The sequence below is a fragment of the Paenibacillus sp. PK3_47 genome, assembly GCF_023520895.1.
Lineage (GTDB): Bacteria > Bacillota > Bacilli > Paenibacillales > Paenibacillaceae > Paenibacillus_AQ.
On sequence record NZ_CP026029.1, the window covers coordinates 772,732 to 797,850 of the forward strand.

Genomic DNA, 25,119 nt, shown 5'->3' on the forward strand with positions numbered 1-25,119 from the left:
ACTAATTGTTCAGCAGCAGCTGCACGCGCTCGTTCATATCCTGAAGGCCTTTATCGATACTGGCGTTCTTGGTCATGATGTTGTCATGCGCTTCATTCAGGATCACTTCAATGTCTGCACTCTTTTCATGCATCGGCATTTCCAGATACGTCTGAACGGTGTTCAGCGCTTCCTTGCTGTTGTCATCGGCCGGGAACCCGTCAATGGAAGCAATGGAGCTGATGACCTCCGCATTTTTGATTGCCGGAATCGTGCCTGTGGAAGCAATAACCTTCGCACCTTCTTCACCTGTTACAAAATTCATGAAATCAAGCGCGGCTTCCTTGTGCTCGGATTTCTGGTTAACCGCCAGGGAAGTGATCGTACCCAGTGTCGTGCCGGCTTCTACGCCTTCAGGATGCGGGTATTTCACGATGCCCCAATTGGTGGCCTGCGACTCGCCGCTCTTCACCTTTTCAATCTGTGTAGCGATAAACCAGCTGCCCATGTTCATCATAGCAACCGAATTGTTGTAGAATACGCCGGAGTAGTGGGTGCTGGAGGTCTTAAGCGTAGCGTAGTCCATCACAATGCCGTCTTCCTGCTCTTTCAGGATCCACTCATACGTCGGCTTGAGGAAGTCATAGTTTCCGCCTACGACGTTGTTCTTGCCATCCAGGATGCCGAACAGCTGCACGGCGCTGCGCCAGGTGTGATAATGGGCACCGTATACCTTTTCCGCTCCGCTGCCGGAGGTCATTTTGCGGGCCAGCTCATCATACTGTGCAAAAGTCATGTCGTTTGTCGGATACTCCACGCCGGCTTTGTCGAACAGGTCTTTGTTGTAGTACACCACCCAGAAGTCACTTCTGAAAGGAAGCGCATACACTTCACCGTCTACTTCAATCTGCTCAACCGTACCGCCGTACTTGGACTTGTCGATGCTGTTAGAGCCCATGTAGCCCTGCAGCGGCTCCAGGTGATTCTGCTTCACCAGATTGGAGTAACCCGGAATATCCTTAATGGTCAGTACATCGAGATCCGCTCCGCCGGAGAGCTGCGTGCTCAGCATGGTCATGTAATCCGTAGAACCGAGATCGACATATTCAACTGTTACGTTCGGGTGTTTTTCTTTATAAGCATCAATCAGCGGCTGGTAGTAAGCGGTAGCTTCCCAGTCCCACAGCGCCCACTTGATCGTTACCGGTTCATCAGCAGGCGTCTCGGAAGCGCTTGCACTATTGCCCGATGTTGGCGCCGTTGTCGCTGCGCTGCTGCCCTGATTATTGTTGTTGTTGCCGGAACAGCCGGCCAGCAAGCTCATTGAAAGCACGGTTGCCAGGGTGATGCTGTACAATTTTTTCACTGTCATAGATAATGTCCCCTTTTCTTCCTGTTTGGTTGACACTTGTTCGCTCCCTTCAGAAGCTACTTCAAATTCTAAAGCTTATTCCGGCGAAATGGCATACATTTTCACATGCTGAACCTTCACTTTTTGGTTCTCTTTCACGGCCAGCCCGGCTTCTTCCTGTAAAATCTTATTCAAAACCTGTAAAATTCTCCGCTCCTCCCCCGCTGTCTGTATGTATGGCCCGGATTATGCTAAGGTGTTATCATGGACAAATGTAAACGCTTCATATGAAATATTTAGACTGGGAGGGTTACCCACGCAAAGAAAAGCTACCATTAAAAGCCGCATTATCCTGATCATGACGCTGTTCGCGCTGCTGATCGCTGTGCTGCTGTCCTTTTTCAGCTACGAGCTGATTACCTATTACCAGCGTAAAACAACAATACAGGCTACTGAATTCAATCTTCAGCTCGTCTCGCATATTATTGAGCAGGATCTCACGAACCTGACCTCCCTGGCGCTGACAGCCAGCACGAATTCCAGTACAAATAATCTGCTTACGGAATATTTTGCTTCCCCCCGGGCCAGTGCGAAGGATGCGGTTAATGCGTTCAACTCGATGCAGGAGGACTTCCGGATGAATCTGTCGAACGGCTATGTCCGCCGGCTGATTGCCGCGGGCCCGGAGGGAAAGTTTCTGCAGGTGGATAATTCGGTGAGCTCATCCGTACCTTTGACCGTCCATAACATCGATAAATTTCCGGGTGTCAGTGAAGCGAACGCTGTAAAATGGGGCGAAATTCTCGCCGATCCGCTCTCCCCTTCCATGGTTATTCCGCTGATACTTCCAATCTATGGGGAAAGGGCATCGGAAATCGGCACAGTCTATCTGCTCGCAAATACGTCTGTCATTACCGACAAGCTGCAGGGCTACGCCCTCTCCGCTGACTCCCGGCTGCTGCTGTCTCTCGGGGATCACCATTATACGCTTGTCGGAGACGAGGTCATTCCTGTTACCGGAGCCTATAACACAGTTGCTTATACCGCAGATAAGCCGGTCGGTCCGCAAACCGCGCTGTCCATGCTGCGCATGGAAGACAACGAAGAGCAAATCCTGGTATCTTATCAGGTGCGGAGCGGAGTCACCATTTCACAGACCATCTCTAATGAACAGTTCGCTCCCAAGACAAACATCTGGATTCTGATCATGCTCGGCGTCTGCTTCCTGGTTATGGCGTCAAGCGGCATCATTATGATCTATCTGACCCGTACGATCAGTCTGCCGGTAGAGAAGCTGAAGAAACGGATCGACAAAATCGCCCAGGGCAACTTCCTGCAGGACCGCAATATCGAATGGAACAGTGAGCTTGGAGACATTGGCCGGGGGATTAACCGCCTGTCGCAGGATATCGTGGCACTCATGGACAGCCAGCTGGCCGACGAGAAGCAGAAGCAGGAGCTGGAGTACCGGATGCTGCAGAGTCAGATCAATCCTCATTTTCTGTACAACACGCTCAACTCCATTAAATGGATGGCTACGATTCAAAATGCAACCGGGATTGCGGAAATGACCACCTCCCTCTCCCGTATGCTCCGCAGTATTGCCAAGGATAACCGGAGGCTCGTGCCGCTGAAAGAGGAGTTAAGCCTGCTGGACGATTATTTTCTGATCCAGAAATACAGGTACGGCAGCAACATCACCATGGCGTGCAGTGTCGAGGCTGAGGAGCTGCTGGCTGGCCTGATTCCCCGTTTCAGTCTGCAGCCGCTCGTGGAGAACGCCATCTTTCACGGCATTGAGCCCAAGGGCCGGGGACATATTCAGGTCACGGTGCAAAAATACAGCTATACCGAAATGCTGATCACCGTCGAAGACAACGGCATAGGCATGAATGAGGAGCAGATTGCCACCATTTTGTGCGAACCGGATGCAGAATCCAAAGGAATGTTCGAGAATGTCGGCCTCCGCAGTGTAAATGAGCGGCTGCAGCTGGCTTTTGGCGAAAATTATGGCTTGGCGATCGAGAGTGAACTGGGCAGCTGTACGCGGATGAAGATCCTGATGCCCGTCAGGCAGAAAGAGTAACAGCAATTATAGAAACAGGATGTGATCTCATTGATTAAACTGTTAATCGCCGATGACGAAGCGCTTGTCTGTATCGGACTCCAGTCCATGCTCAAATGGGAGCAGTACAATATTGAAATTGTCGGCATTGCCCATAACGGTGCCCAGGAAGAGGAAATGATCGACCAGCTCCGCCCGGATATTGTCATCAGCGATATCAAAATGCCGATCAAAAACGGCCTGGAAGTAGCCGGCTCGGTCCGCAAAAAATATGGAAATCTGCCGGTGTTCATTATTCTGACAAGCTACGAGGAATTTGAATATGCCCGCCGTGCCATTCACGTTCAGGCTATCGATTATCTGGTGAAGCTGGAGCTGACCCCGGACATTCTGGAGGCATCGATCCGCAAAGCCATTGAGCTGCTCGAGACCTATCAGTCGATGGATAATTATCCTTCGCTTGTCCACCGCAGCAATCTTCAGGCCCAGCGCGACAAATTTTTCATCCGGCTGTTCAACAACCTGTTCGAGAACAAGCAGCAGTATCTGCTGCAGAAGGAGGATCTCGAGCTGGACCTGGAGGAGCAGGCGTACCTCGTCTGCATCTGCCGGATTAACGGTCCGGATAGCGTACCGTCCCGCGGTGACAAGCTTGTGGCGCTGTGCTCCAGTACGGTTCAGATGGCAAAAGATACCCTAAGCCTGGCCAGCCCCTGCTATGTAACCAGCCTGGACCTGCGCAACTTCGCCGTCACACTCCCTGTAGCAGCGGCCCATTCCCGGGAATGGCAGCTTGATGTGGAGAAGCAGCTGGCCGAAATGGCATCTGTGCTGCACAACTACTTCAACGTCACCATTATCGGCGCCGCCGGCTTTGCGGTGGAAGATCCTTATCTGCTGCGGGAAAGCTATCTGGCGGCCCGGCAGCTGCTGCCTCTTGCCGTGCAGGAGCAGTCTTTTGTCTTCTATACCGAGGGAGCGCCTGTCCGGCAGGAGCATGCCCTGTTCGATTTCTCGGAATCCCGCTCCGAAATCCGCCGCGCCTTCGAGGAGCTCGATACCCGTGCGCTCTATGAGATTATCTCCAAAATGATCGGCAGCTTTGCCGGCCACCCCGAGCTGCTGGTCCCTGCAACCGATGCGGCCTGCAATATGCTGTACATGGCGACTTCCCTGGTTGCCGACGGCGAGAATGTGGTGGAGCAAATTTTTGAAGCGGAGCCGGAAGGCTACCGGGGAATCTATCAGATGCATACGATTGACGGCATTGTGGAGTGGCTGGTCCAGTTCCGCGACGGTTTCTCGGAGATCCTGTCCACCAGAAGGCAGAGCTACAAGGAACAGATCGTCGCGAGTGTTCAGGAGTATATCAAAAGAAACCTCGGCACCAAGCTGTCGCTGAACCAGGTGTCCGATGTATTTAACTTCAGCCCCAACTACCTGAGCCATCTGTTCTCCAAGGTCGCCAAGGTCAACTACGTCGAATATATCACCGAGACCAAAATCACCGCCGCCAAAGAAATGATGGCCCGCGGCGAAGGCCGCATCTACGAAATCTCGCAGAAGCTCGGCTACGAGAGCGCTTTTTATTTCAGCAAGGTGTTCAAAAAAGTGACCGGGCTTTCGCCCCGGGAGTATATGCAGGGGATTGAGACGGGGGCTCAGGGGGAACGGCTGGAGGGCTGAGGGGATTGGCCAACACCTTGTGCAGCGCACCGCGCGCCGGGGGGGCGCGCGGTGCGGAAAGCCGATGGGTGGGCCGAATCTGCTTTTTCAGATGATTGCTTGCCAAATGTCCCGTATGTACTTGCTTCCTCTGACGTAAGTTGATCAGTCTAATTGGAATTTCTCCACCTAATTCTCCAGCAGCCAGCGATTTTACCCTGCTAGTGGGAAAAACTCCACCTAAATGTACCCAAATCCGCGTTAGAGGCCTATTTACTCCGAAATAGATGGAGGAATTCCAACTAGACACTAAATAAGATAAAATATCATGAAATTAGGTGGAGGAAATCCACTTCATGCTCTGATTCCCCTATTAATCACCTATACGTTGACATTGGGTGGATTCCCACTCACTGTAGGACACTGAATCCGGTTGTCTTTCATAAGGGATCTCCAAAGTATCCCAGATATAAATAACCCTATGTACGTTGCCTTCGGGATCCAGGTGGAAGGAAAAGGTGCTGTCACACACCTCACATGCAAAAACAATATAATCTAGTTGATCCGCTACCAGCTTCAGGGCATATTTCTTCCTTTTCGATTCTTGAATAAAGAGCCGGTCCACATGCAAGGTTCCATTTTCAAAACTGATCTTAAATCTCCATCCAGTCGGTGGGAACCGATATTCTCCAACTAAAGCTATGTATTTTGTTAATTCCTCAATTTCATGAAAGTCAGGCTTTACAATGACCTGAGGTTCTTGTGAAAATAAAATATTTTTTATCCCTTTTACAATTCTGCCAATCGGAGTAGCATCATTATTTGAAAGGATAATCACAGTAAAATCGCCATCCAGGTATTTCTGGATACAACAGGTGTATCCATATAGATTACCATCTACTTTTATCTCATCCACTGGATCACCATTTACAAAGCAGCCGTAACCCGCCGATGCGCCAATATACCACAAATAACCGTATGGAGTTATCATCTTTTGATAAGATTCCCTCGTAATAATCTCTCCATTAGCCAGAGCATTGGTCCACCTTAATAAATCATCTGCATTAGAGTAAAGAAATCCGCTCCCGTACGCACCAGACATCTCGTAATATTCCGCTTGAACAACTCCCTCACCAGAAAACGAATAACCATATGCCCGGTTTGGAATAACAGTATAATTGTGGCTTACTCCGGTAAATTGGAGGTGTGCGGGCTCAAAAACGTATTGTTGTAAGTACGTTTCGATATCCATTCCCGAAACAACCTCAATAATTTTAGCTAGCAGCACAAAATTGGAGTTGCTTTTTTGAACATCTTGACCCGGCTCGAAATTTAGTGGTCTACTGTTCAGCCATCCGATAATCTCATCCGCTGACAGCCGGTTTCTGGTACTGTACTCAGGTAACTCTGTGTAGTCTGGTACGCCCGATGTTGATGACATCAGTTGATGAATTGTAACATCGCTGACTGCCTTATATTCTTTTAAAATCTCGCCCGCCCGTTGATTCAGACTCAGCTTTCCTCCTTCAACCAGTTGTAGAATTGCCGCGGCTGTAAATTGCTTTGTAATGCTGGCAATATTGTAAATGGTCGACATCCCGTTTGGAATTTGATATTCGTAATTCGCATAACCATACCCTTTTCTTAAGAGAACTTGTTCACCATGCGTTATTATAACCGTTCCACTAAATCGATTGGAATTAGACCAGACCCTCATATATTGATCCAACTTTTGTTGCATATTCTCCATCTCTAACCTCCCCCTTCCTCACTGTCAGCTCATCATACCATCCATTACAACGAACCCGATTGTATAAAACAGACAGAATTACAAACGGTATTTGAAATAGTCCGAAGGGAGCGTGTGACAGAGATCCTGAAAATCTCTAATAAAGTGGGCTTGATCGTAATATCCGCATAGGATCGCAGCATCAGTTAATGTCATTCTTTCATTGCCTTGTAGAAGGTTAAGCAATTGCTGGAATCTTATGATTCTGCAAAAGGTTTTCGTTCCCACACCGGTCCGATTATAAAAAATACGTGTAAGCTGCTTTTCACTGATTGCCTCTCTACATGCAATCTCCTTGACAGCTATGTTCCCGTTCGTCTGATAGATTCGGGATAAGGCATTTTGAAAGGTTTCCTCCCAGAGTGAATGACCGGATATTCTAGATTGTAAAATACCATCTAATGTATAGAGGACTTGCTCAATGGATGATGCCTGATGGAGTTGAACCATTAGTTTATTGGCAAATTCCTTGGCAACCTCAGAGAGATCGATCATATGGTTTGTAAATAGATCAGCAGACTCCCTTATAAAAAATTGCAGTCCACCTGGATAAAACCGTATACCCAAGTTCTCCACTTGATCATACTCCATATCAACAAAGATGGCGCGATCCAGAGTACCCACAACAATTGCCTGGATATCTGAGATAGTCCTGTCTATTCGAAACACAATATCAATACAACCATCCGGTACAAGCATCTCGGCGCTATTTTCTACTTCAAGCTTAGAAAGGGGCATTCGTGGTGTCATCCAGTAACAATAAACATATTTTTGAAGCTGCTGACTGGGCTTCCATTCATAATACCTGCCGGGCAGGCTTAGTAATGGAGAATACGCTTGCTCAGGGGTATACGGTGGGTAATTCGTTTTTCTTCACCTCTTCTGACAGGAACTTTTTGATGAGTTGCAGCCGCTCGATCGACTCTTCCGAATAGTTACGGTAATTGTTGCTCTCCCGCCGGACATGGCGGTCTATCCAGCAAGCCTTCTTTTTCATAAAAGCGGATTGTATGGATCGTTAATCCCATTCCATCCGCAAGTTCCTGAATTTTCATGATCATTTCTCCTTCGGGCAGCTTTCCCTAGAGTTCACTCTATAGTTTATGTTTAACGTGACCAAGCAGTCAATTATGAAGGAGGATAACATTATGCATGTGTTTATTGCAGGAGCAACAGGGTATGCCGGGTCCGCGGTGGTTCAGGAGCTGATCAGCGCGGGACATACAGTATCGGGTTTTTGCCGTTGCGGACCCGGCAACACGGGAGCTTCCGGGCTGGAAACCGATGCAGCCCGGACTGAGCGCCGGTCTCGAAGAAGGGCATTATTTTGCATAAAAAACAGAAGGTGTACCCTATGCCTTAAATGGCTGTGGGTACACCTTGTATAATGATTCCGAATTTACGACCGGGTGGCAATTATACTGTTCTCAAGTCACGCCTGATACCAAGGAGCGTCAGCATGACTATATGTATATTTTTTGTTATACACGTGATTACGTTATACTGAACGCGCATTAATAAAATTGAAGGGACTGTTATTACGTGCATACAAACATTATTGAACGTGATTTCAGCTGTACCAGAGACGGGCTGACGATTCGCGGAACAGAGTTTGTACCGGAAGGCGATCGCCTTCCAGCCATCATTGTCAGTCATGGATTTGGCGGTAATTCCAAGGACGTCTTCGCAGATTACCGGATCCTTGCCTCTGGGGGTATGCGGCGTATTGTTTTGATTTTTGCGGCGGCAGCAGGCACGGGGAAGGTACAAGTGACGGGGCCACAACCGGTATGACAGTGCAATCGGAATGCGGGGATTTAAAGGCGGTCATGGATTATGTCAAAAGTTCATCTAACGTTGATGCAGACAAAGTGACGCTGATGGGCTTCAGCCAAGGCGGATTTGTTGCGGCATTGACTGCAGCACAGCACCCAAGTGAAGTCGAAGCATTAATTCTCCTCTACCCGGCGCTCTGCATTCCGGATGATGCCCGCAAAGGTGCCTTGGGAGGCTCCTCATATGACGTCAATAACGTCCCGGCGGTCATCGATTGCGGGCACATGCAGATCGGTAAAAGGTTCCATGAGACTGTTGTTGGCATGAATCCGTTTGAAGAGATCGCTCCCTATAAAGGCCCCGTGCTGCTGATGCACGGCACAGATGATCAGGTCGTAGATTACAGGTATTCTGTTAAAGCTCACGAATCCTATGCGCCAGGTCAATGCCAGCTTCAGCTGATCCAGGAAATGGGTCATTCTTTTTCCGGTAAGCAGAGGGACAGTGCCATGGTATCCATTCAGCAATTTTTGCTTGGCAAGAAGGAGATCTTAACCATAAATGTCCAAATTACAGGGCAGGAGGTCCGGACAGAGGAAGTCCCGCACAAGCAGTCAGCCATTTTCTTCACGGGAAATAGTGACAGCCCCTTTTTTAAGGGCAGGATTTTACCCGGGGCAGAGGATGTACAGGATTATACAGATAATCAACTAGTCAAGATCAGAGCAGCTTACACTTTAGAAGGCACGGATTACATGGTTGAGGCGTGCAGATTACATATTTGCCAACCAGAGCGTAAATGAAGAGGAAAAACCTGAGTATCTTCGCGCTCCATAGACTGGCATTGTTGAAAGTGTATAGGTTTTAGTTGATCCCCTCCATATTTTCGCAGCCCTATTCCAGGTATACTTGATGGTGATTTCTCAGGTACTTCTCATTTTGCAAATCAGGAGGAGATTGGTGTGGGCAGCAGAATTCATGAATCATTCGACTGGAATTGGAAGTTTCATCTTGGTGATGCCAAAGGAGCAGAGTCCCGGGAGTATGACGACAGCTCATGGCGCCCGCTGAATGTTCCGCATGATTGGAGCCTGGAAGGCCCGTTTGATGAAGACCATCCCACAGGCGGAGATGGCGGCTACGTACAGGCAGGTACGGGCTGGTACCGCAAATCTTTTACCGTGCCTGAAGGGTGTTCATCACGCAAAATCACCCTGTTGTTCGATGGTGTGTACATGAACAGCGACGTCTGGATCAACGGACACCATCTTGGCCGTTATCCGTTCGGGTACGCCGGATTTGAATACGATTTATCGCCCTATCTCAAGCAGGATAGCGACAACATTGTCGCGGTACGGGTAGACAACAGTCACCAGCCCAACTCCCGCTGGTTCACCGGGTCCGGCATTTACCGGCACACCTGGCTTAAGGCTACCAGCAAGCTGCATATTCCTCTGTGGGGCGTATACGTCAGGACGCCTGATATTGCAGCTGAGTCTGCCGCCATTCAGGTGCAAACCAAACTCAGAAATGAAAATCCCCGGCAGGAGCAGGCCATCCTGCGGTCGGAAATCCTTGCACCGGACGGCGGATTGACAGCTGTGCATGAATCGCTTATTGATATCCGTGCCGGGGAAACAGGCGAGTTCACGCAAAGCCTGCAGATTGCCGGGCCCGAGCTCTGGTCTGTTGAGACACCGGTGCTTTATACCTTACGGTCATGTGTGATTCAGGATGGAGCCGTAATTGACGAGACGGAGACTCCCTTCGGCGTACGCCAGGCCGAATTCCATAAAGACCGCGGCTTCCTGCTGAACGGCAGGCAGGTGAAGATCAACGGAGTTTGTCTTCACCATGATGGCGGTTCCGTGGGGGCAGCCGTACCAGAGAGATTGTGGGAGAGACGCTTGGAAATATTGAAGGAAATGGGCTGCAACGGCATACGCATGAGCCACAACCCGCCGGCCCCTGAGCTTCTCGATCTTTGCGACCGTATGGGTTTTCTGGTGATGGACGAGGCCTTCGACGAGTGGAAGTTAACCAAACATAAAAACCGGAAAGCTGATGTCCACGGTTATTCCGAATACTTCGACGAGTGGTCCGGGCGCGACCTGACGATGATGCTGCAGCGTGACCGCAATCATCCCTCTATCGTAATCTGGAGCATCGGCAACGAAATCCCTGAACAACGGGTCCCGGACGGTTACATTGAGGCAAAGCGGCTGATTGACATTTGCCACAGGGAGGATCCGGACCGCCCGGTTACCGCTGCCTGTGACAACATCGAAGCAGAACCTGTTCCCGCATACAGGGAGTTTTTGCAGGCACTGGATATCGTGGGCTATAACTATGTGGACCGCTGGCGTACCCGGACTGAAACCTTTTACGCCGATGACCGGCATCTGGAGCCGGACCGGCTTATGATCGGCAGCGAAAACACGGGCATTGGAGGCGTGAGAGGCGATTATTCGCTGGACAAGAAAACGCAGGCATGGTGGGCCGGTAATTATACCAACCGCATGATTACAGCCGAACGGTTATGGAAATTCACCCGCATGCATGATTATGTTTCCGGCGACTTTATGTGGACAGGGATCGACTACATCGGGGAAACGGTATGGCCGAATAAAAGCGCGAGCTTCGGCGTAATGGACACCTGCGGATTTCCGAAGGACGGCTATTACTTCTATCAGAGCCAATGGACCGCAAAGCCGATGGCTCATCTGTTTCCGCACTGGAATTGGAAGGGTATGGAGGGCAAGGTCATCCCTGTTCTTTGCTATACGAACTGCGACCAGGCCGAGTTATTTGTGAACGGAAAGTCCTTCGGCGTCAAAGCCTGTGAATTCCCCCGCCAGGGAATGTCTAAAGAGTGGGCTCATTATGAGAGGTCCTATGTCCCGGTTACGACATCCGATCTGCATCTGAGCTGGGACGTGCCTTATGAGCCGGGTGAGCTAAAATTGGTAGGCTATTCAAGAGACGGTGAGATTATGGTGGAAACCTTGGTATCAACAACCGGGGAGCCGGCTGCCCTTCAGGTTATTCTGGACCGTGATGTCATCAGTGCCGACGGCCGTGACCTCACACATTGCATCGTGCAGATTCTGGATACTGCCGGACGGATCGTTCCGGTTGCAGACACTCCCCTATTCTTCCGCGTGGAGGGGGAAGGCACCCTGATCGGCGTCGACAACGGCAGACCCGACAGCCATGAGAGCTACAAAGCGAATGAACGGAGAGCTTTTAACGGCATGGCGCTGGCCCTCGTGCAATCTACACGGCAGGCAGGACAAATACGGATAGAGGTCAGTGCACAGGGGATGGATTCAGTAGTCAGACATGTAACTACAAACTGACCGGTTAACCACACACTGGGAGGAAGCAGCGTTGAAATCTGTTGTTTTAGCAACGGGTTTCAGCGCTGTTTCGATTTATATTGTTTGTACGACAAGCTAGACTTCAACTGCCTGCGGCAATATTCTTTCGTATTCCTTATGTAGCACATAATGCTGGACGCCCCCCGACGAGTTAAGTGCTTCCCTGGCGTGCTTCACTGCTGCTTCCGTACTGCCTGCTTTAAGTTCAATTTCTGCGAGCAGTGCGGATCTCATCCATGGCTTCTTAATGGACTCCACCCGCTGTCTTGCCTGGGCACTTTTCCCGTCCTCCGACAATAGAATCGTTTCGTAATATGCCCGGTAATCCGGATAGCGGATGTCCGGCACGGCTTCCTCAACAGCAGTCATATCTTTGCGGTACACGCCGTATGCTGCCTTGTAGGTTGCCTGTGCTGCTGCCTGCTTATATTTGCGCATTACCTGCTCCATAACCGTTTTCGCTTCATCATCCAGTCTGTTGGCAAAAACATAATTGATATAGAGTCCAGGCGAATTTTTCTGGGTACGTAAAAAAGATTCCACGCGGTCCACACGCTTGTCCAGAACTGCAGGATAATAGAATTGGCTGATAAAAAAAATCAGGGTAGCTACTACGGCAGTTCCTACGATCAAAACTGGTGAATTATCATTGAGTGCCATAATTAAGACCACCACGAACAAGCCGGAATAAAAGACAATTTTCCACCCAAGCTGCTTCATTATAAATCTCCTTTTGAACACTATAATCAAACCGTTTTAGTAAAAGAAACCGTTTTGGTCTGCGTATCCAACATACGGGTTCGCGTATCATTTTTAGAAACGAATAGGGTATCGCCATTTTCATCAAAACAGTATGTAATAGGTATGGACACCTCACTGCCCCGATAAGAGCCGTCAGCGTGACTCGTGCCGATTATCATTGTTTTGTGTGCGGCAGCAATCTTCCGGGCTTCGTTAATCCACTCGCCGAACTGTTCCTCGCTGAACATTCCGACACCGATCGCATGCACAACCAAGCCAATGCCGCTGGTGTCTTCACTCCTTATGCCTTGTTTGACCAACTCATCACATATGATGTGTCCCGTTTTGAGACCCTCTACCGTTTGAAAGACCGTATCGCTATACTTGACTCTATCCAAAATAACATTGCCGGAACGGTCAATAATGATTGCCCTGTCCTTTGGACTATCGTTAAATCTTCTATGCCCTCCAATCAGGATTTTGTTATGGTCCTTGGCTAAAATACAGGCTTGTTCCACGTTTTCGTTCAGATAACCTTCCGGGAAAATGACGGCATCTGCGCCGGGATTCTCCCGAATTTCTTGTTCCAGTTGAACAATGTGTTTCTCAAGCTTGGGCTGGATAATTAGGAATTTCATATGAACCTCCGGATATTATTGAACATTAGCTCTTCTTTTGAGAAGAACGACAACTCATTCCCAGAAATACTGCATTTTCCTGTACCCTACATCCCATATTATTTCATTCCCCTCCATGCTAATCACGAGCTCGCTCCCCGCTTCAACAGGCATTTCAAACATGGCCGGGAAAAGTTCCGGATAATTGAGCTGATCTTCTCCCGAGCTGGTCAAGATCTCCCGTCCGTCAACAGAAACACGGATGCTTCCGGAATCGTCCGCTGGTTCAGGTATACCGTAATTCAAGATGAAGATCATCTCCTCCTTGCTCGTATACGTGAACTTTTCTTTCTTTCCGGCTTCGGAACCAAACATATTGTAGCGGGGGTTTACGTTTTGACCGTTTATGATAAAGCTATATGGGGTTATTCCTGCTGATGTAACTCCGGAGCTGTCTGTCCATTCGTTAATCGCCACAAAGGGGCCTTCTTCCTTGGTCAACGCTTTATCTGCAAGCCCGCACAATCCCCATACTCCTATAAAAAGAACCAAACCGGAAATGGCGGTTGTCGCCATATTGCGCCACAAGTTTTTGGAACGGAAGCCAAGCTTGTACGCCCCGAATCCGATTGCTGCACCCAATGAGTTTTTAAGGGCATCGTTAATATCGAAGCTGCCGAGTAATGTAAGTGCCTGTATGGTTTCCATCAGGACAATCCCCAGAAAGAACAATGTAATGAACCGGACAAAGCTGATCCGGTATAACAGTGGAATCAATATTCCGAAGGGGATGAACGCTGCGAGGTTTCCAAATCCTACGAAATCCATGAGGCTGGGATGCAGAAGATCTGATATAGCCGGCATCTTATAGAAATCGTCCGGTATGAAAATAAAGGTGTAACCTGTAGTTCGCTCTGCGGCACCTGTTCTGCCGAAAGCAAAAAACAGAAAATAAAGAATCAAAATCGTATAAATAGCAGTTATGGCATAAATAATCTTGCGCTGTTTTGGCATCGTTAACTTTAACTCCTTTGACGTGTGCATATGTACTGTACAACTGAACTTGCTGGTCCAGCCTATTTTACCACATATTACAACTAGACTGCTGGTAGCTTGATAGAGCTTTGCCGGGACTGACGAATTTCTTCTCCGTTTACCGAAGCGGCACAAAGCTCCTATTAACAACTATGTATATTTAGTTTGATTAGCATGCTTTGCTTAAGGTGGCTATACTGATTTTCATTAGTATCTTCATAGGCTTCTGCTCTGTCTGAAGGAACATCCATGTATACAATGTCGCCCTTAAATTGTGAAGCTGTAAAGTCATAACGTTGTCCGTTAATTATATTGTAAAAATGCCACCCGTCAGGCAATTTAGTCTTACATATCTCCCCGCCTAATAAATCATTTACTAGTAATGCGGTTACACCACACTGCCCCTTTGCCGGATTATTCTCACTCCATTTCGAACTTGTTTCTAAAGACCAGGATTTAAATAAAGCCTCCATAACCTCTTCAACTGCAGGTTTGTTATTCTGCTGCATATATAGCCCTTCACTTTCTATTTTTATTATTCAGTTGATGTTATCTTTTTTAATCGCAATAAAATATCCACCAGGATAATTAGCTTTTTCCACTCTTTTCCATAACCTTGAGCAGCCGGTCATCACTATCAGCAAAAGGCACAAAATATAAATTTTCATTAGATCACCTCTACGATTTGACGCCAAACAATGCAACGACCGTTGCACTATCCTGCCCGTCAGCTTAATGTTCTTGATTAATCGGATACATCAATGCCACTTCCGTAATCAACTCCTGTACTTCAGCCTCGCGGTTGACTGTCATAGCCTCTTCTACTGTACCAAATGAGCACTACCACAAAGGTATATACGCAGGATAGTACTCAGTTTCCCTCTGCTCTTCATTATTCCGTCCCCTGCTCTGTTTCACCCATAACCGCCGGAGATCCGGCAACCCGTATGCAGTAACCCGGTAGTTTTGCAGACTCGGATGATAAGCGTGCTTTTCCCGTATGCCATACAGCGGAATCAGCAGTGAATTTCGGATCAGCCCTTTTTCCAGCTGAAGAAGCCGCTGCATACGGTCATTCCGGCTTTTGGATGAAATAATATGCCTGCAATCCCCATCGATTTCCTGCAACAGCTCAGCATCCATCACCATCCGGAACATTGAATTTCCCAGCAAATACATGCCAAGTGCGCCAAGCGCTGCATAATCACTGAACACTTCCCCGGTATAGATTAGTGCACTTCCCCGCAGCTCACTGGGATCATGGACTGCCTTTGCAGGATCTCCCGGACAGAGTTTAATGTTAACACCAACCTGAGCACAGCGCTCAGCGAACCACCCCATATCCTCCTCCATCTGCTGCCCTGACTCTAACCAGACACGCAGTTCCTGGCCATTATATCCGCTTTTCTGCAAGCATGATTTAGCCAAAAGAAGACTGTCATCCTCACCTTCTACCTCTCGCTCATCACCCTGGTGTGCACCGTACTCACTCAGACCGGCAACCAGTCCGCTAATTACTTGTGTATGTTCCCGTCCCATATCGAGCTGCAGCTGCTCTGCATTCATGATATGGGCGATAGCTTCCCGAAAATGGGGATTTTGCTGCGGACCCGGCTCCTTCATATTAAACGTCATGTACACGCCGCCCTTAACCTGATATTCCATAACACAGGCTTGGCCGTCGGGGAACAATCTTTGCCTTATAGCGTCATCTTCAAGATCTTTGACTGGCATGTTCAGCTGCCACATCTCAACACGGTCTACATCGGGACGTCCCTTGAAGTAATCAGGAAAAGCCTCAAGCACAAGAATTTGGTCAGAATGATGGGTTACCTGGTAGGGCCCCGTTCCAATGGGAAACCCGGCTTCCCTATCAGAATCTTTTGGCAAAATAGAAGCATGTACAGACGCTAAAATGTCCGGAAACATAAATTGAGGACCGTCCAAGGTGAAACGCACCACGCGTTCACCCTCTGTCTCCACTTGCAGAATGGGTGAAAATAGTTGTAGCCCCGGATGACTATCATCCTGGAGTATGCGTTCGAAGGTATATTTTACATCAGCTGCATCCAGCTTTTTTCCGTTATGAAAGGACACTTCTTTGCGCAGGTCAAAAATCCACTCCGTGCCCTCCTCATTGCCTTCCCACGCAAGTGCTAATCCCTGGACCAGCCGTTCGCCTTCCGGATCATACATCACCAGCCGGTCATAAATTTCCATGGCAGCGCCGGTTTCCCCCCACAATGCCACCCGGGAAGGGTCAAGTGTAACAAAAGGGGAATCCTGCGGAATACGCAGTGTATCCTGGCGGCCGCCAGACTGTAATGAATACAGCCCCAGACCGGAACGCAGGCCGCCGAACAGGTCCCAACGAATGTGGTGCGGCAGCTCCTGAGCCAGTGTGAGCGCTTCGTCCAGCCGGTTACTTCTTACCCTGTCTTCAAAAGCCACTCTCGCCGCATCCCTAAGCGGATAATGGCAAATTAATGTGGAATACCTGCCGCGGCCCCGTTCCGGATACCATTCCAGCCATCCCTGTTCCTTCATTCTGTTGATGAGCAGGTTTACATTGCGCATGGTGCAGGATAAATGCTGCGAGAGCATAGGAATCGTAATTTTCAACGCCTCCGCCTCGGATACGTCAGGAATCGCTTTTCGCAGCTGGATATAATGATCGAGCAATTGCACTACACTTCCCCCTCAAGCCCTCTGCTGATAAAACATGAAATCCGCCCGCACAGGTTTACAGTTTTTCTTCAGGTTTTATTCCATTATACTCGGGAACAGGATCCAGCCAACCTTGAAAGGACGTTTCCCTGATGAAATTTTCAGACCTGCACCCTAATGTGCGCATTCGTATTATCACTGATTTTTGTACAGATTTTGCCCACAAATCCATCATGCCGTTCATGGCCATCTATCTTACTCTCCGGCTTGGAATGGAATATGCAGGCCTCCTAATGGTGATCCATGTTCTATGTTCTATGGTTTCAGGGCTCGCCGCCGGATATTTATCCGACCTGATGGGCCGTAAACGATTGATGGTTATCGCTCAAACCCTGCAGACCTGCGCGCTTTTCTGGCTGGCGGCGGCGAATTCACCCTGGTATGATTCCGTGACACTGACCTGTGTTATGTTTCTCCTCAGCGGCATCAGTTCAGGAATAACAGCCCCTGTAGCCCATGCCATGATTGTAGATGTGAGTACGGAAAAAGAGCGGCAGCTGGTGTACGGTCTTCAATATTGGACCATTAATGCAGCGGCAGCCGCCGGAGCAGTGGCAGGGGGACTGCTGTTTGAATCTTACCGCTTTGTCCTGTTCGCGGTTGTCTTTGCCGAGAGCCTGTTCACCCTATTCATTCTAGTGTTTCTCATTCGCGAGACTCACGTGCCCAGTCCAATCCAGGAATCCGGCAAGACCGCTCCAGCTGCTGCATTCAGCGCCAAAGATTTTGTGAAAACCTATATTATAGTACTTAAAGACCGCAGATTTATGCTCTTCCTTGCCGCAACAGTCCTTGCTTTTGCCCTCGAATACCAGCTCGATAAATTTATTGCGGTCAGGCTCCGGAACGAATTTCACACTACATTTCTTGGCCGGGATTTGGGCGGCATCCAGATGCTCAGTCTGATTATTACTCTGAATACGGTAATCGTAGTTCTCTTTGCCCTTCCTTTATCCCGGTGGTTAAAAAGGTGGAATCCTCTCAAGCTATTAACTGCAGGCATGGTTCTGTACACAGCAGGCTTCGGGTTATTAGGCTGCAGCAACTATGCTATGATCCTAATCTTCGCTGCAGTGATCATGACGGTTGGAGAGCTTATGTACGCTCCGGTCCGGCAAACCCTGCTTGCAGGCATGGTTCCCGATAACAGCCGTGCGACGTATCTTGCGGTGGACGGACTCAGCTATCACGCGGCCTCTTTGCTCGGCAGTCTGGGCATGATCGCAGGCTCTTGGCTTTCCTCCCCTGCCATGTCAGGATTATTTATGATCATGGGCGCGGTGGCTATTCTTTTTTTCCGCAAAAGCGGTTTATACTCCAACCCGGCTTCCAATCATGAGGTTAAGGTAGAGTACTGAGATTGTTATTGTAAAATAAAAGGCAGCCGGTAATGTTACCGGCTGCTTTTAGATTGAGCTGAATAGTCATCATTCAGTTAACCTTTTTGAAAAATACTTGGGCGCCTCCTTGAAACCCTGTCTCTCATAAAATTTATGAGCTTCTATTCTTCTCGAATGGCAATGAACCTGGATACTGATACATCCCCTTTTCTTGGCGGAGGCAGCGGCAAATTCCTCTAATTCCTTTCCAATTCCTTTACTTCTGATGGAGGAGTCCACAACAAGGTAGCTAATGGATGCGATATCTCCCCTCATCCCTAATTGCGGGATATAATGCAGTGAAATACAGGCAATCACACGACCTTCAGCTTCATAAACCATCAATTCTTCATTGGGGTCAGCAAGAAGCCTCTCCATGTTCTCTTTGATAAAAGATTCGGTATCCGGGTAGCCTAACTGCAGCAATAATACGGATATATCGTTCCTGTCCTCCAATTTTGCAGCTCTGATCATAGATCTCCACTCCACTCATTGTCACTTTGCGAGGTGCCGCTCAGCATAAATTTCTATCGGTAACCTATTCCTCATAATCATGGCATGACATTAGCATAATTACTAGAACCACGGTGTTGCTGTTTTAATGCAGGTGTGGTCCTGGGGTGACTCAGATTGGTTCCGGCTTCCTTTAGTAATCAAAAAAAACGGCTGCCGAAGCAACCGCTATTCCACTATGGTTTCCAGTAGTTTACTAATTTACGGAGAAATTTAATCCACTTGGGCTCGTACGCTTCACTAATGGGAATCCCTGCGATTCACCGGAGGAATATGCATAAATACTAAGCTCAGTGCTACAGGCTTCGCATCGGCGTATTCGATTGCGGTTCAGCCAATCCATACATAACTTCAGATTCTCACTTAATGAATAGTGCATCTTAAATAATCGTTGCACGGTAACCTGTTGCCTTACCTTTTTCAACTGCACTAATATAACCATCAAAGTAAAACGGTATGTCATCTTCTTTCCCGTTCTGAATTCTTCCTCTGACTTTATCGAAAGCAAACATCGAAATTGCAAAATCCGGCTCTCCCGTAACTAAAACAGGTTGGTTGCTGTCCTGTACCCAATAATATGTCCCGCCATAATTCCTTCTTGCGACTTCGAAAATGTAACTTCCAACCATGGAAGCAACAGAATCCAAAGAATCATCGTCTATATTATACTCACCTAATTCTTCAAGAATATCGTCTACTTTACGCAGGCTTTGTACACTAAAATCAAAATTCCCCTTATCCGAAAAATTGGTTGTGAAGCTTTCTGCCGTTGAAATAATGTCTTGTTCTAGTATACTTTGCATAAATTCTAACCTCCCGGAAGTATCATAATGTGCAGGATGACCTCTCCAATTGCTCCAATTGTACATCAAACAAAGCCATCTTATAATTAATTCTTCCCAGGGTATTAATTAATTGCTGCAGCTGTTCCTCGACTTTTACTTTGTGATTATTCAATAACTCTTTTCGTTGTAAAAGGGTGCTATCGCCTTCTTTAAACAATTCTACGTATTCTTTCAATTCCTCTAAGGAGATGCCCGTTGAACGCAGGGCTAAAATGGTTTCGATCCACTCAATACTCGATTCGTCATATATCCGGACTCCATTTTCTGTTCTTTCTGCGTAGGGCAGGACTCCTTTCTTCTCATAGAAACGCAGGGTGTGCGCTGTAATGCCTGTTTTTGTTGAAATGTCTTTAACGGTATAGGCCATTAAATTCTCACTCTCCATAGTAGTTAGAAGTAGTTAGAGTTACTTTAAGCTATTTTACATTCCCGGCACTGCTTTCTCAATGATATCAGCCTATTTGACTTAGATAATACTCTAACACTTATGATTATAGAGTACGCTAAACCAGGAATTGAAAGGGTTGTGATACAAATGATGATGCAGCAAAGAAGACTAGGGAACGAAGGGCTTGAAGTTTCGGCAATCAGCCTCGGAACGATGATGATGCCTGACAACGATGAATCTGTGCGAACCATTCAAGGAGCTATGGATTTGGGCGTGACAATGTTTGATACCGCTGATATCTATGGGGAGGAATACCTGCTCGGTCGTTTCGGAGGAAATGAGAAGCTTCTCGGACGTGCTGTCAAAGACCGCCGGGATCAGGCCGTTATCGCCAGCAAGTTTGGAATGACGCATAATCAGGGGCTGAAAGGAGATCCCGCCTATATTAAAAAATCCATTGACGCCAGTCTTTACAGTCTTGGATTGGATTACATTGATCTCTATTACCAGCACCGTCCAGATCCGAATATCCCCATTGAAGAAATAATCGGTGCGATGTCAGATCTAATTAAACAAGGTAAAATCCGGTACATTGGGTTGTCAGAGGCACCAGCGGATATCATCCGGCGGGCTCATGCGGTTCATCCTATCACTGCAGTCGAAACAGAATATTCCCTATGGAGCCGTGAAGTGGAGGATGAAATCCTCCCGGTTCTAAAAGAACTGCAAATCGGTCTGGTCCCGTACAGCCCTCTGGGCCGCGGCTTTTTAACCGGTCAGATTAAAAAATTCGAGGATTTGCCGGAAGATGATTACCGGAGATACTACCCGAGGTTCCAAGGCGAGAATTTTGCAAAAAACATTGAAGTCGTCGCCCTTATCGAACAAATGGCTCTTCGTAAAGGCTGCACACCTGCTCAGCTGAGTCTGGCTTGGCTTCTGGCGCAGGGTGAGCAGATCGTTCCGATTCCGGGGACTAAGCATTTGGATCGTGTGAAAGAAAATTTGGGTGCATTACAAGTACAGCTAACAGCGGACGATTTGGAAGAAATTGAACGCATCTCTCCCAAGGGAGTCGCATCAGGCAGCCGTTTCGGTAATTTCTAATAGGCAGCTGTTGTAGTTATGATTATTCCAGCACTGGTTCATTCAATAGTTATATTTTTGGTGCTCATATGAGCGTTTTCTTGGATAGTTCCTCGCCCTTGTCCTATTGGAAGAAAAGCAGCCGATCACATAGATCAGCTGCTTTTCTGCAGTGTTGGCCTATCTCCTGTAAGTTACTCCTGTCCATCATCGTTGCTTTGATTTTTTATTCCAACGTATTACACCTATAAGTACAGCCGCCAATAAAAGCGGCCAAAAGTTCATAATGCTCTCCCAAGTAACGGAAGTCAAAAAACTATACAGCATGTTACAGTCCTCCTGCAAGTAATGAAGTGATACTTATAATTAGTCATTGTTTATTATTTCATTAGAAGCACCACTGACCTTGAGATATAATACATAATCTCGCCTATAATCCAAACTTTTTCAGTATTATCAAATATTCTGTCCACTTTATCCGTTTTATTTGTTGACATAGATTGCCCCTTCCGTTGTATTATCTCTATTACGCTGATATATTTGAAAAGTTACATTCTTTCTACGAGCTTTCGTTATACTCCGCTTGTAATTTCTGTTCTACTCTTTTAGCGGAGATAAAATTCCGCTGAAATGGCAGCTTTAAAAAGGTAGTTTTTTTATGATCTATTTCCAAATGCTGATATGCTCGTTTGCAAATTGATGAAATGAGATAGGCTCTTTTCCAGTCAGTCTTACTACGGTATCCGTGACTATATCTTCTGTACCTTCCTCTCGGATTCTCCGGTCCAAGTTCGTCATGAACTCAGCGTAGTCCTTGCTTAACCCTGCTGCTATCCACCCATTGGTCAATTGATCATCTGTAATTGAGTTGTGGCGTACTTTCCTCCCTGTAACCGCGCTAATAATTTGACTTACATCACCGTATGAGAGTGATTCTGGACCTGTGATAATGAGGTCAGTATTATGGGATTCTTCATCGATAAGCGCTCTTAAAGCCACTCCAGCGATGTCTTCCGCTGCAACAAATCCTATTTTGCCTTGACCTGCAGAGCTAACAATCAAATCTTCTTGAGATATAGTTACGGCATGCTGCCCTTCCGTGAAATTTTGCATGAAATAGGAAGGCCTGAGAACCGTCCATTCAGGGGCTACTTTTTTCAAATATTGATGAACAGGCCCAAAAACCGGCCCATCTTCAGGTATGGATGCACTGCTCAGCAATACAAACCGTTTGACTCCCTGTTTTAAAGCTAAATCAATAAAAGGCTGCATGACTATGATAGGGTCTTTGTCACCGACAGGTGCTACCAGATAGACCCGTTCGACATTTTGTAAGGCCGGAAGAAATGTAGAGCTGTCATACCAGTCAAAATGGACTTCTTTCAATGGGTCTGTAATAGAGATCGGATTTCTATGAGTCTTCATATAAGGATATCCTAGTTTATCCAGCTCCTTCGCAAGTCTTATTCCTGTTTTTCCTTTTCCGCCTGTTATAAGTATGTTTCGTTGAGGGTTCTTCATATCTTCATCTCCTTATTAGTTGATTTGAGCACTAGGAAGGCTGTGAGTATGCCCAACAGTGTAATGCCGGCTGAAATAAAGAATGAGGTATGGATAGCCGAATTCAAATCTGCAGCCGGCATCGATTCCAGTGATGTGTCAAAGCCCAGCCTTGCTGAGATTATGGCCATAATTACGGCGAGCCCAATAGCACCACCAATTTGCTGTCCCGTAGAAATAATTGCCGATGCCACCCCTTGATCCTTAGGTTCAATTCCTGTTCCTCCTGCAATAAACATCGTGGTGAATACAAGAGCTTGACCTACTCCGACCACAATTGTACCTGGAATGATTCCCCATGTATTTCCGGAGGGTGAGATTAGAGTAAGCAGCAGGAAGCCCAATGCCCCTAAGCCCATACCTATTGCAATCGTACCGGAAACACCAGCGTAAGACAGCATCCGGTTTATCAGCCTTGCCCCCAGAAAAGCACTTATGGTTAAAGGCAAAAAGCTTAATCCTGATTCAATGGCAGAATAATGCAGCACCCCTTGCGTATAAAGAGTCAAGAAGTAATATAATGATCCGAAGGAAGCCGAGAACAAAAAGGCAGTCAAAGCCCCTCCGGTCAAATTCCGGTTACGAAACAACTTAAACTTAAGTAAAGGCTCCCTGGAACGTTGTTCAATGAAAATGAAGACTACAAGCAGTAAGATACCAAGTACAGCAAAGGGCCATGTATATACACTGAACCATCCGTCAACGGGAGCTTGCACTAAATAGTAAACGATCAGCAGCATTGCTGCGGTCACAGATATTGAACCTGCTACGTCATATTGCTTTGATTGAGTTTTTATTTTGCTTTCTGCTAATACAATTGGAGCCAGAACCATGGATAATACTGCAACCGGTACGTTCACAAGGAATATCGATTCCCATCCGACGTAACTGGTAAGAATCCCGCCGAGTAACAAGCCTAGAGACATGCCTACTCCACCCATAGAGGCCCACACCCCCATCGCACGATTACGTTCTGCCCCTTCCTCAAAATTAGACATAATCAGCGATAGAGTAGCTGGTGATAACATCGCTCCCCCTAACCCCTGAAGACCTCTGGCAGCTATTAGCATGATTTGAGAATCAGACACACCTCCCAATAATGATCCTAAGCCAAACAAGCCCATAGCCACTATAAACATCCGCCGACGCCCCATAAGATCTGATAGACGTCCCCCGATGAGCAGAAAACCGCCAAATATAAGAGAATACGCACTAACAACCCATTGCAGATTGCTTGCAGAAAATCCCAACTCACTGCCTAATGAAGGCATGGCAACAAAAATAATCGTATAATCGAGTGCCAGCATCAGCTGTGAAATGGCAAGAATTAATAAAGCAACACCCTTAAAACGCGTAGGATTCATAATCATTTCCCCTTCTTATTATAGACCAAACGATCTAAAATGAACGCAATTTTTGACTTATCGTTCTGGAATACAGAAAAATAATGAAGCGACTTGATGCCGCTTCTGATTTTGATCAATCTTCCAACACAGAAAGTGTTAGTGCTGCAACATTATTTAATGCTTTAGGATCTGCGGTCAGCTTTGCAACTTGAGTTAAGGCATAACGCGAATGGTACAAATATTGAGCTATCGCATGCAAGTCCTTCTTCTCGCTTATTTCGCCTTCATGCTGCGCACGAACTAATGCATCATAAAATGCCTGTTCCAACATTAATTTATCCTTTTCAAACATCAATGCGATATCTGAATTATGCGGCACCTGGTCGATCGCACTATGCAGAATAAAGCATTCTTTGCGTCGATCCTCATCCTGCAGAGCTGCAACAATTTCATTAAAAATGGAACCGATAGCTTGTTTAACAGTCTGCTTTTGTTGCAAATAGACAACAACTGCGGATGATTTTTCATTCAGATAATGACGGACAGCTTTAACAAACAGTTCTTTCTTTGTGCCATAGGTATCATACATGCTTTGGCGCGCGATACCCAGACCTTCGAGCAATATTTGCAGAGAAGTACCTTCATAGCCATAGTGTCCAAAAATTTGCATGGCTTTGTGCAGAACTTGTGTTGTATCAAAATCCTTGTTTCTTGCCAAACTTGCGTTCCCTCCTTACAATGGCTCTTAGATTTTTTCTAATCGAGATCAATTTATGAAAGCTACATCACATCCTTCAGCCCATTTCAGATCAAACAGTCTAAAACGTGCAAAAAATGGTCTTATTCTTTTGCGTTTCAGCAACTCTTCTTTTCTGAA

Annotated in this window: 20 protein-coding genes and 2 pseudogenes; 6 read left to right on the forward strand and 16 right to left on the reverse strand. The window is 47.2% G+C overall.

Annotation, left to right across the window (positions count from 1 at the left end; translation table 11 throughout):
• Window position 1 precedes the first annotated feature (1 nt).
• The gene (locus C2I18_RS03640; RefSeq protein WP_249899933.1) at window positions 2-1,351 is read right to left on the reverse strand and encodes an ABC transporter substrate-binding protein; all 1,350 of its coding nucleotides are present in this window, start codon (window positions 1,349-1,351) and stop codon (window positions 2-4) included.
• A gap of 337 nt (window positions 1,352-1,688) precedes the next feature.
• Here C2I18_RS03640 and C2I18_RS03645 point away from each other — a divergent pair, with 337 nt between their 5' ends.
• Both C2I18_RS03645 and C2I18_RS03650 read left to right on the forward strand, forming a co-directional pair.
• Entirely contained in the window at window positions 1,689-3,416 is a 1,728-nt protein-coding gene (locus tag C2I18_RS03645) for a cache domain-containing sensor histidine kinase (protein ID WP_249899934.1), read from the forward strand.
• Window positions 3,417-3,446: 30 nt separating this feature from the next.
• The gene (locus tag C2I18_RS03650; protein WP_249899935.1) at window positions 3,447-5,081 is read left to right on the forward strand and encodes a response regulator; all 1,635 of its coding nucleotides are present in this window, start codon (window positions 3,447-3,449) and stop codon (window positions 5,079-5,081) included.
• A gap of 352 nt (window positions 5,082-5,433) precedes the next feature.
• On the opposite strand, the gene C2I18_RS03655 is transcribed toward C2I18_RS03650, so the two are convergent.
• The 4 genes and pseudogenes from C2I18_RS03655 to C2I18_RS29695 form a co-directional block, all read right to left on the reverse strand.
• Entirely contained in the window at window positions 5,434-6,810 is a 1,377-nt protein-coding gene (locus tag C2I18_RS03655; protein WP_249899936.1) for a serine hydrolase domain-containing protein, read from the reverse strand.
• A 78-nt stretch (window positions 6,811-6,888) separates the two neighbouring features.
• Window positions 6,889-7,599 carry an AraC family transcriptional regulator gene (locus C2I18_RS03660; RefSeq protein ID WP_249899937.1) on the reverse strand — a complete coding sequence of 237 codons (711 nt, stop codon included), beginning with the start codon at window positions 7,597-7,599 and terminating at the stop codon, window positions 6,889-6,891.
• Window positions 7,600-7,690: 91 nt separating this feature from the next.
• Window positions 7,691-7,846, reverse strand: a complete 156-nt coding sequence (locus C2I18_RS03665; RefSeq protein ID WP_249899938.1) for a MerR family transcriptional regulator — start codon at window positions 7,844-7,846, stop codon at window positions 7,691-7,693.
• 10 nt (window positions 7,847-7,856) lie between these two features.
• Window positions 7,857-7,910 (reverse strand): annotated as a pseudogene (locus C2I18_RS29695) (hypothetical protein); the annotation flags it as partial.
• A gap of 708 nt (window positions 7,911-8,618) precedes the next feature.
• On the opposite strand from C2I18_RS29695, the pseudogene C2I18_RS03670 reads away from it, so the two are divergent.
• Window positions 8,619-9,428 (forward strand): annotated as a pseudogene (locus C2I18_RS03670) (alpha/beta hydrolase family protein); the annotation flags it as partial.
• 159 nt (window positions 9,429-9,587) lie between these two features.
• Window positions 9,588-11,984, forward strand: coding sequence for a glycoside hydrolase family 2 TIM barrel-domain containing protein (locus tag C2I18_RS03675; RefSeq protein WP_249899939.1), 2,397 nt, complete (start codon window positions 9,588-9,590; stop codon window positions 11,982-11,984).
• A gap of 96 nt (window positions 11,985-12,080) precedes the next feature.
• On the opposite strand, the gene C2I18_RS03680 is transcribed toward C2I18_RS03675, so the two are convergent.
• The 5 genes from C2I18_RS03680 to C2I18_RS03700 all read right to left on the reverse strand — a co-directional run bounded on the left by C2I18_RS03680 (window position 12,081) and on the right by C2I18_RS03700 (window position 17,086).
• The gene (locus tag C2I18_RS03680; protein ID WP_249899940.1) at window positions 12,081-12,725 is read right to left on the reverse strand and encodes a hypothetical protein; all 645 of its coding nucleotides are present in this window, start codon (window positions 12,723-12,725) and stop codon (window positions 12,081-12,083) included.
• Between the two features lie 26 nt (window positions 12,726-12,751).
• Complete coding sequence (locus tag C2I18_RS03685; protein ID WP_249899941.1) at window positions 12,752-13,384, reverse strand: carbon-nitrogen hydrolase family protein; 633 nt, start codon at window positions 13,382-13,384, stop codon at window positions 12,752-12,754.
• Between the two features lie 54 nt (window positions 13,385-13,438).
• Window positions 13,439-14,377, reverse strand: a complete 939-nt coding sequence (locus C2I18_RS03690; protein ID WP_249899942.1) for a VanZ family protein — start codon at window positions 14,375-14,377, stop codon at window positions 13,439-13,441.
• A gap of 164 nt (window positions 14,378-14,541) precedes the next feature.
• Entirely contained in the window at window positions 14,542-14,907 is a 366-nt protein-coding gene (locus tag C2I18_RS03695; RefSeq protein ID WP_249899943.1) for a YunG family protein, read from the reverse strand.
• A 331-nt stretch (window positions 14,908-15,238) separates the two neighbouring features.
• On the reverse strand, window positions 15,239-17,086 hold the full coding sequence (locus tag C2I18_RS03700) for an ABC transporter substrate-binding protein (protein WP_249899944.1): 1,848 nt from the start codon (window positions 17,084-17,086) through the stop codon (window positions 15,239-15,241).
• A gap of 131 nt (window positions 17,087-17,217) precedes the next feature.
• Between C2I18_RS03700 and C2I18_RS03705 the strand changes: the two genes are divergently transcribed.
• Window positions 17,218-18,483: an MDR family MFS transporter gene (locus C2I18_RS03705; protein WP_249899945.1), complete on the forward strand. Its 1,266-nt coding sequence runs from the start codon at window positions 17,218-17,220 to the stop codon at window positions 18,481-18,483.
• 69 nt (window positions 18,484-18,552) lie between these two features.
• Here C2I18_RS03705 and C2I18_RS03710 read toward each other — a convergent pair whose 3' ends face one another.
• From C2I18_RS03710 to C2I18_RS03720, 3 genes are all read right to left on the reverse strand, one after another.
• Entirely contained in the window at window positions 18,553-18,978 is a 426-nt protein-coding gene (locus C2I18_RS03710; protein ID WP_249899946.1) for a GNAT family N-acetyltransferase, read from the reverse strand.
• Between the two features lie 419 nt (window positions 18,979-19,397).
• Window positions 19,398-19,820, reverse strand: a complete 423-nt coding sequence (locus C2I18_RS03715; protein ID WP_249899947.1) for a hypothetical protein — start codon at window positions 19,818-19,820, stop codon at window positions 19,398-19,400.
• Window positions 19,821-19,842: 22 nt separating this feature from the next.
• Entirely contained in the window at window positions 19,843-20,229 is a 387-nt protein-coding gene (locus C2I18_RS03720; RefSeq protein ID WP_249899948.1) for a MerR family transcriptional regulator, read from the reverse strand.
• 174 nt (window positions 20,230-20,403) lie between these two features.
• Here C2I18_RS03720 and C2I18_RS03725 point away from each other — a divergent pair, with 174 nt between their 5' ends.
• Window positions 20,404-21,357: an aldo/keto reductase gene (locus tag C2I18_RS03725; protein ID WP_249901994.1), complete on the forward strand. Its 954-nt coding sequence runs from the start codon at window positions 20,404-20,406 to the stop codon at window positions 21,355-21,357.
• Between the two features lie 642 nt (window positions 21,358-21,999).
• On the opposite strand, the gene C2I18_RS03730 is transcribed toward C2I18_RS03725, so the two are convergent.
• From C2I18_RS03730 to C2I18_RS03740, 3 genes are all read right to left on the reverse strand, one after another.
• Window positions 22,000-22,857, reverse strand: a complete 858-nt coding sequence (locus C2I18_RS03730; RefSeq protein ID WP_249899949.1) for an NmrA family NAD(P)-binding protein — start codon at window positions 22,855-22,857, stop codon at window positions 22,000-22,002.
• Window positions 22,854-24,260: an MFS transporter gene (locus C2I18_RS03735; protein ID WP_249899950.1), complete on the reverse strand. Its 1,407-nt coding sequence runs from the start codon at window positions 24,258-24,260 to the stop codon at window positions 22,854-22,856. The genes C2I18_RS03730 and C2I18_RS03735 overlap by 4 nt, the downstream gene beginning before the upstream one ends.
• 115 nt (window positions 24,261-24,375) lie before the next feature.
• Window positions 24,376-24,960, reverse strand: a complete 585-nt coding sequence (locus C2I18_RS03740; RefSeq protein ID WP_249899951.1) for a TetR/AcrR family transcriptional regulator — start codon at window positions 24,958-24,960, stop codon at window positions 24,376-24,378.
• Window positions 24,961-25,119: the final 159 nt, after the last annotated feature.

Excerpts from the sequence above, each read along its gene's own strand:
- C2I18_RS03640 (WP_249899933.1), bottom strand. The coding sequence starts at position 1,351 with ATGACAGTGAAAAAATTGTACAGCATCACCCTGGCAACCGTGCTTTCA.
- C2I18_RS03645 (WP_249899934.1), top strand. The coding sequence starts at position 1,689 with ATGACGCTGTTCGCGCTGCTGATCGCTGTGCTGCTGTCCTTTTTCAGC.
- C2I18_RS03655 (WP_249899936.1), bottom strand. The coding sequence starts at position 6,810 with ATGGAGAATATGCAACAAAAGTTGGATCAATATATGAGGGTCTGGTCT.
- C2I18_RS03660 (WP_249899937.1), bottom strand. The coding sequence starts at position 7,599 with ATGACACCACGAATGCCCCTTTCTAAGCTTGAAGTAGAAAATAGCGCC.
- C2I18_RS03665 (WP_249899938.1), bottom strand. The coding sequence starts at position 7,846 with ATGAAAAAGAAGGCTTGCTGGATAGACCGCCATGTCCGGCGGGAGAGC.
- C2I18_RS03680 (WP_249899940.1), bottom strand. The coding sequence starts at position 12,725 with ATGAAGCAGCTTGGGTGGAAAATTGTCTTTTATTCCGGCTTGTTCGTG.
- C2I18_RS03685 (WP_249899941.1), bottom strand. The coding sequence starts at position 13,384 with ATGAAATTCCTAATTATCCAGCCCAAGCTTGAGAAACACATTGTTCAA.
- C2I18_RS03690 (WP_249899942.1), bottom strand. The coding sequence starts at position 14,377 with ATGCCAAAACAGCGCAAGATTATTTATGCCATAACTGCTATTTATACG.
- C2I18_RS03695 (WP_249899943.1), bottom strand. The coding sequence starts at position 14,907 with ATGCAGCAGAATAACAAACCTGCAGTTGAAGAGGTTATGGAGGCTTTA.
- C2I18_RS03705 (WP_249899945.1), top strand. The coding sequence starts at position 17,218 with ATGAAATTTTCAGACCTGCACCCTAATGTGCGCATTCGTATTATCACT.
- C2I18_RS03710 (WP_249899946.1), bottom strand. The coding sequence starts at position 18,978 with ATGATCAGAGCTGCAAAATTGGAGGACAGGAACGATATATCCGTATTA.
- C2I18_RS03715 (WP_249899947.1), bottom strand. The coding sequence starts at position 19,820 with ATGCAAAGTATACTAGAACAAGACATTATTTCAACGGCAGAAAGCTTC.
- C2I18_RS03720 (WP_249899948.1), bottom strand. The coding sequence starts at position 20,229 with ATGGCCTATACCGTTAAAGACATTTCAACAAAAACAGGCATTACAGCG.
- C2I18_RS03725 (WP_249901994.1), top strand. The coding sequence starts at position 20,404 with ATGCAGCAAAGAAGACTAGGGAACGAAGGGCTTGAAGTTTCGGCAATC.
- C2I18_RS03730 (WP_249899949.1), bottom strand. The coding sequence starts at position 22,857 with ATGAAGAACCCTCAACGAAACATACTTATAACAGGCGGAAAAGGAAAA.
- C2I18_RS03735 (WP_249899950.1), bottom strand. The coding sequence starts at position 24,260 with ATGAATCCTACGCGTTTTAAGGGTGTTGCTTTATTAATTCTTGCCATT.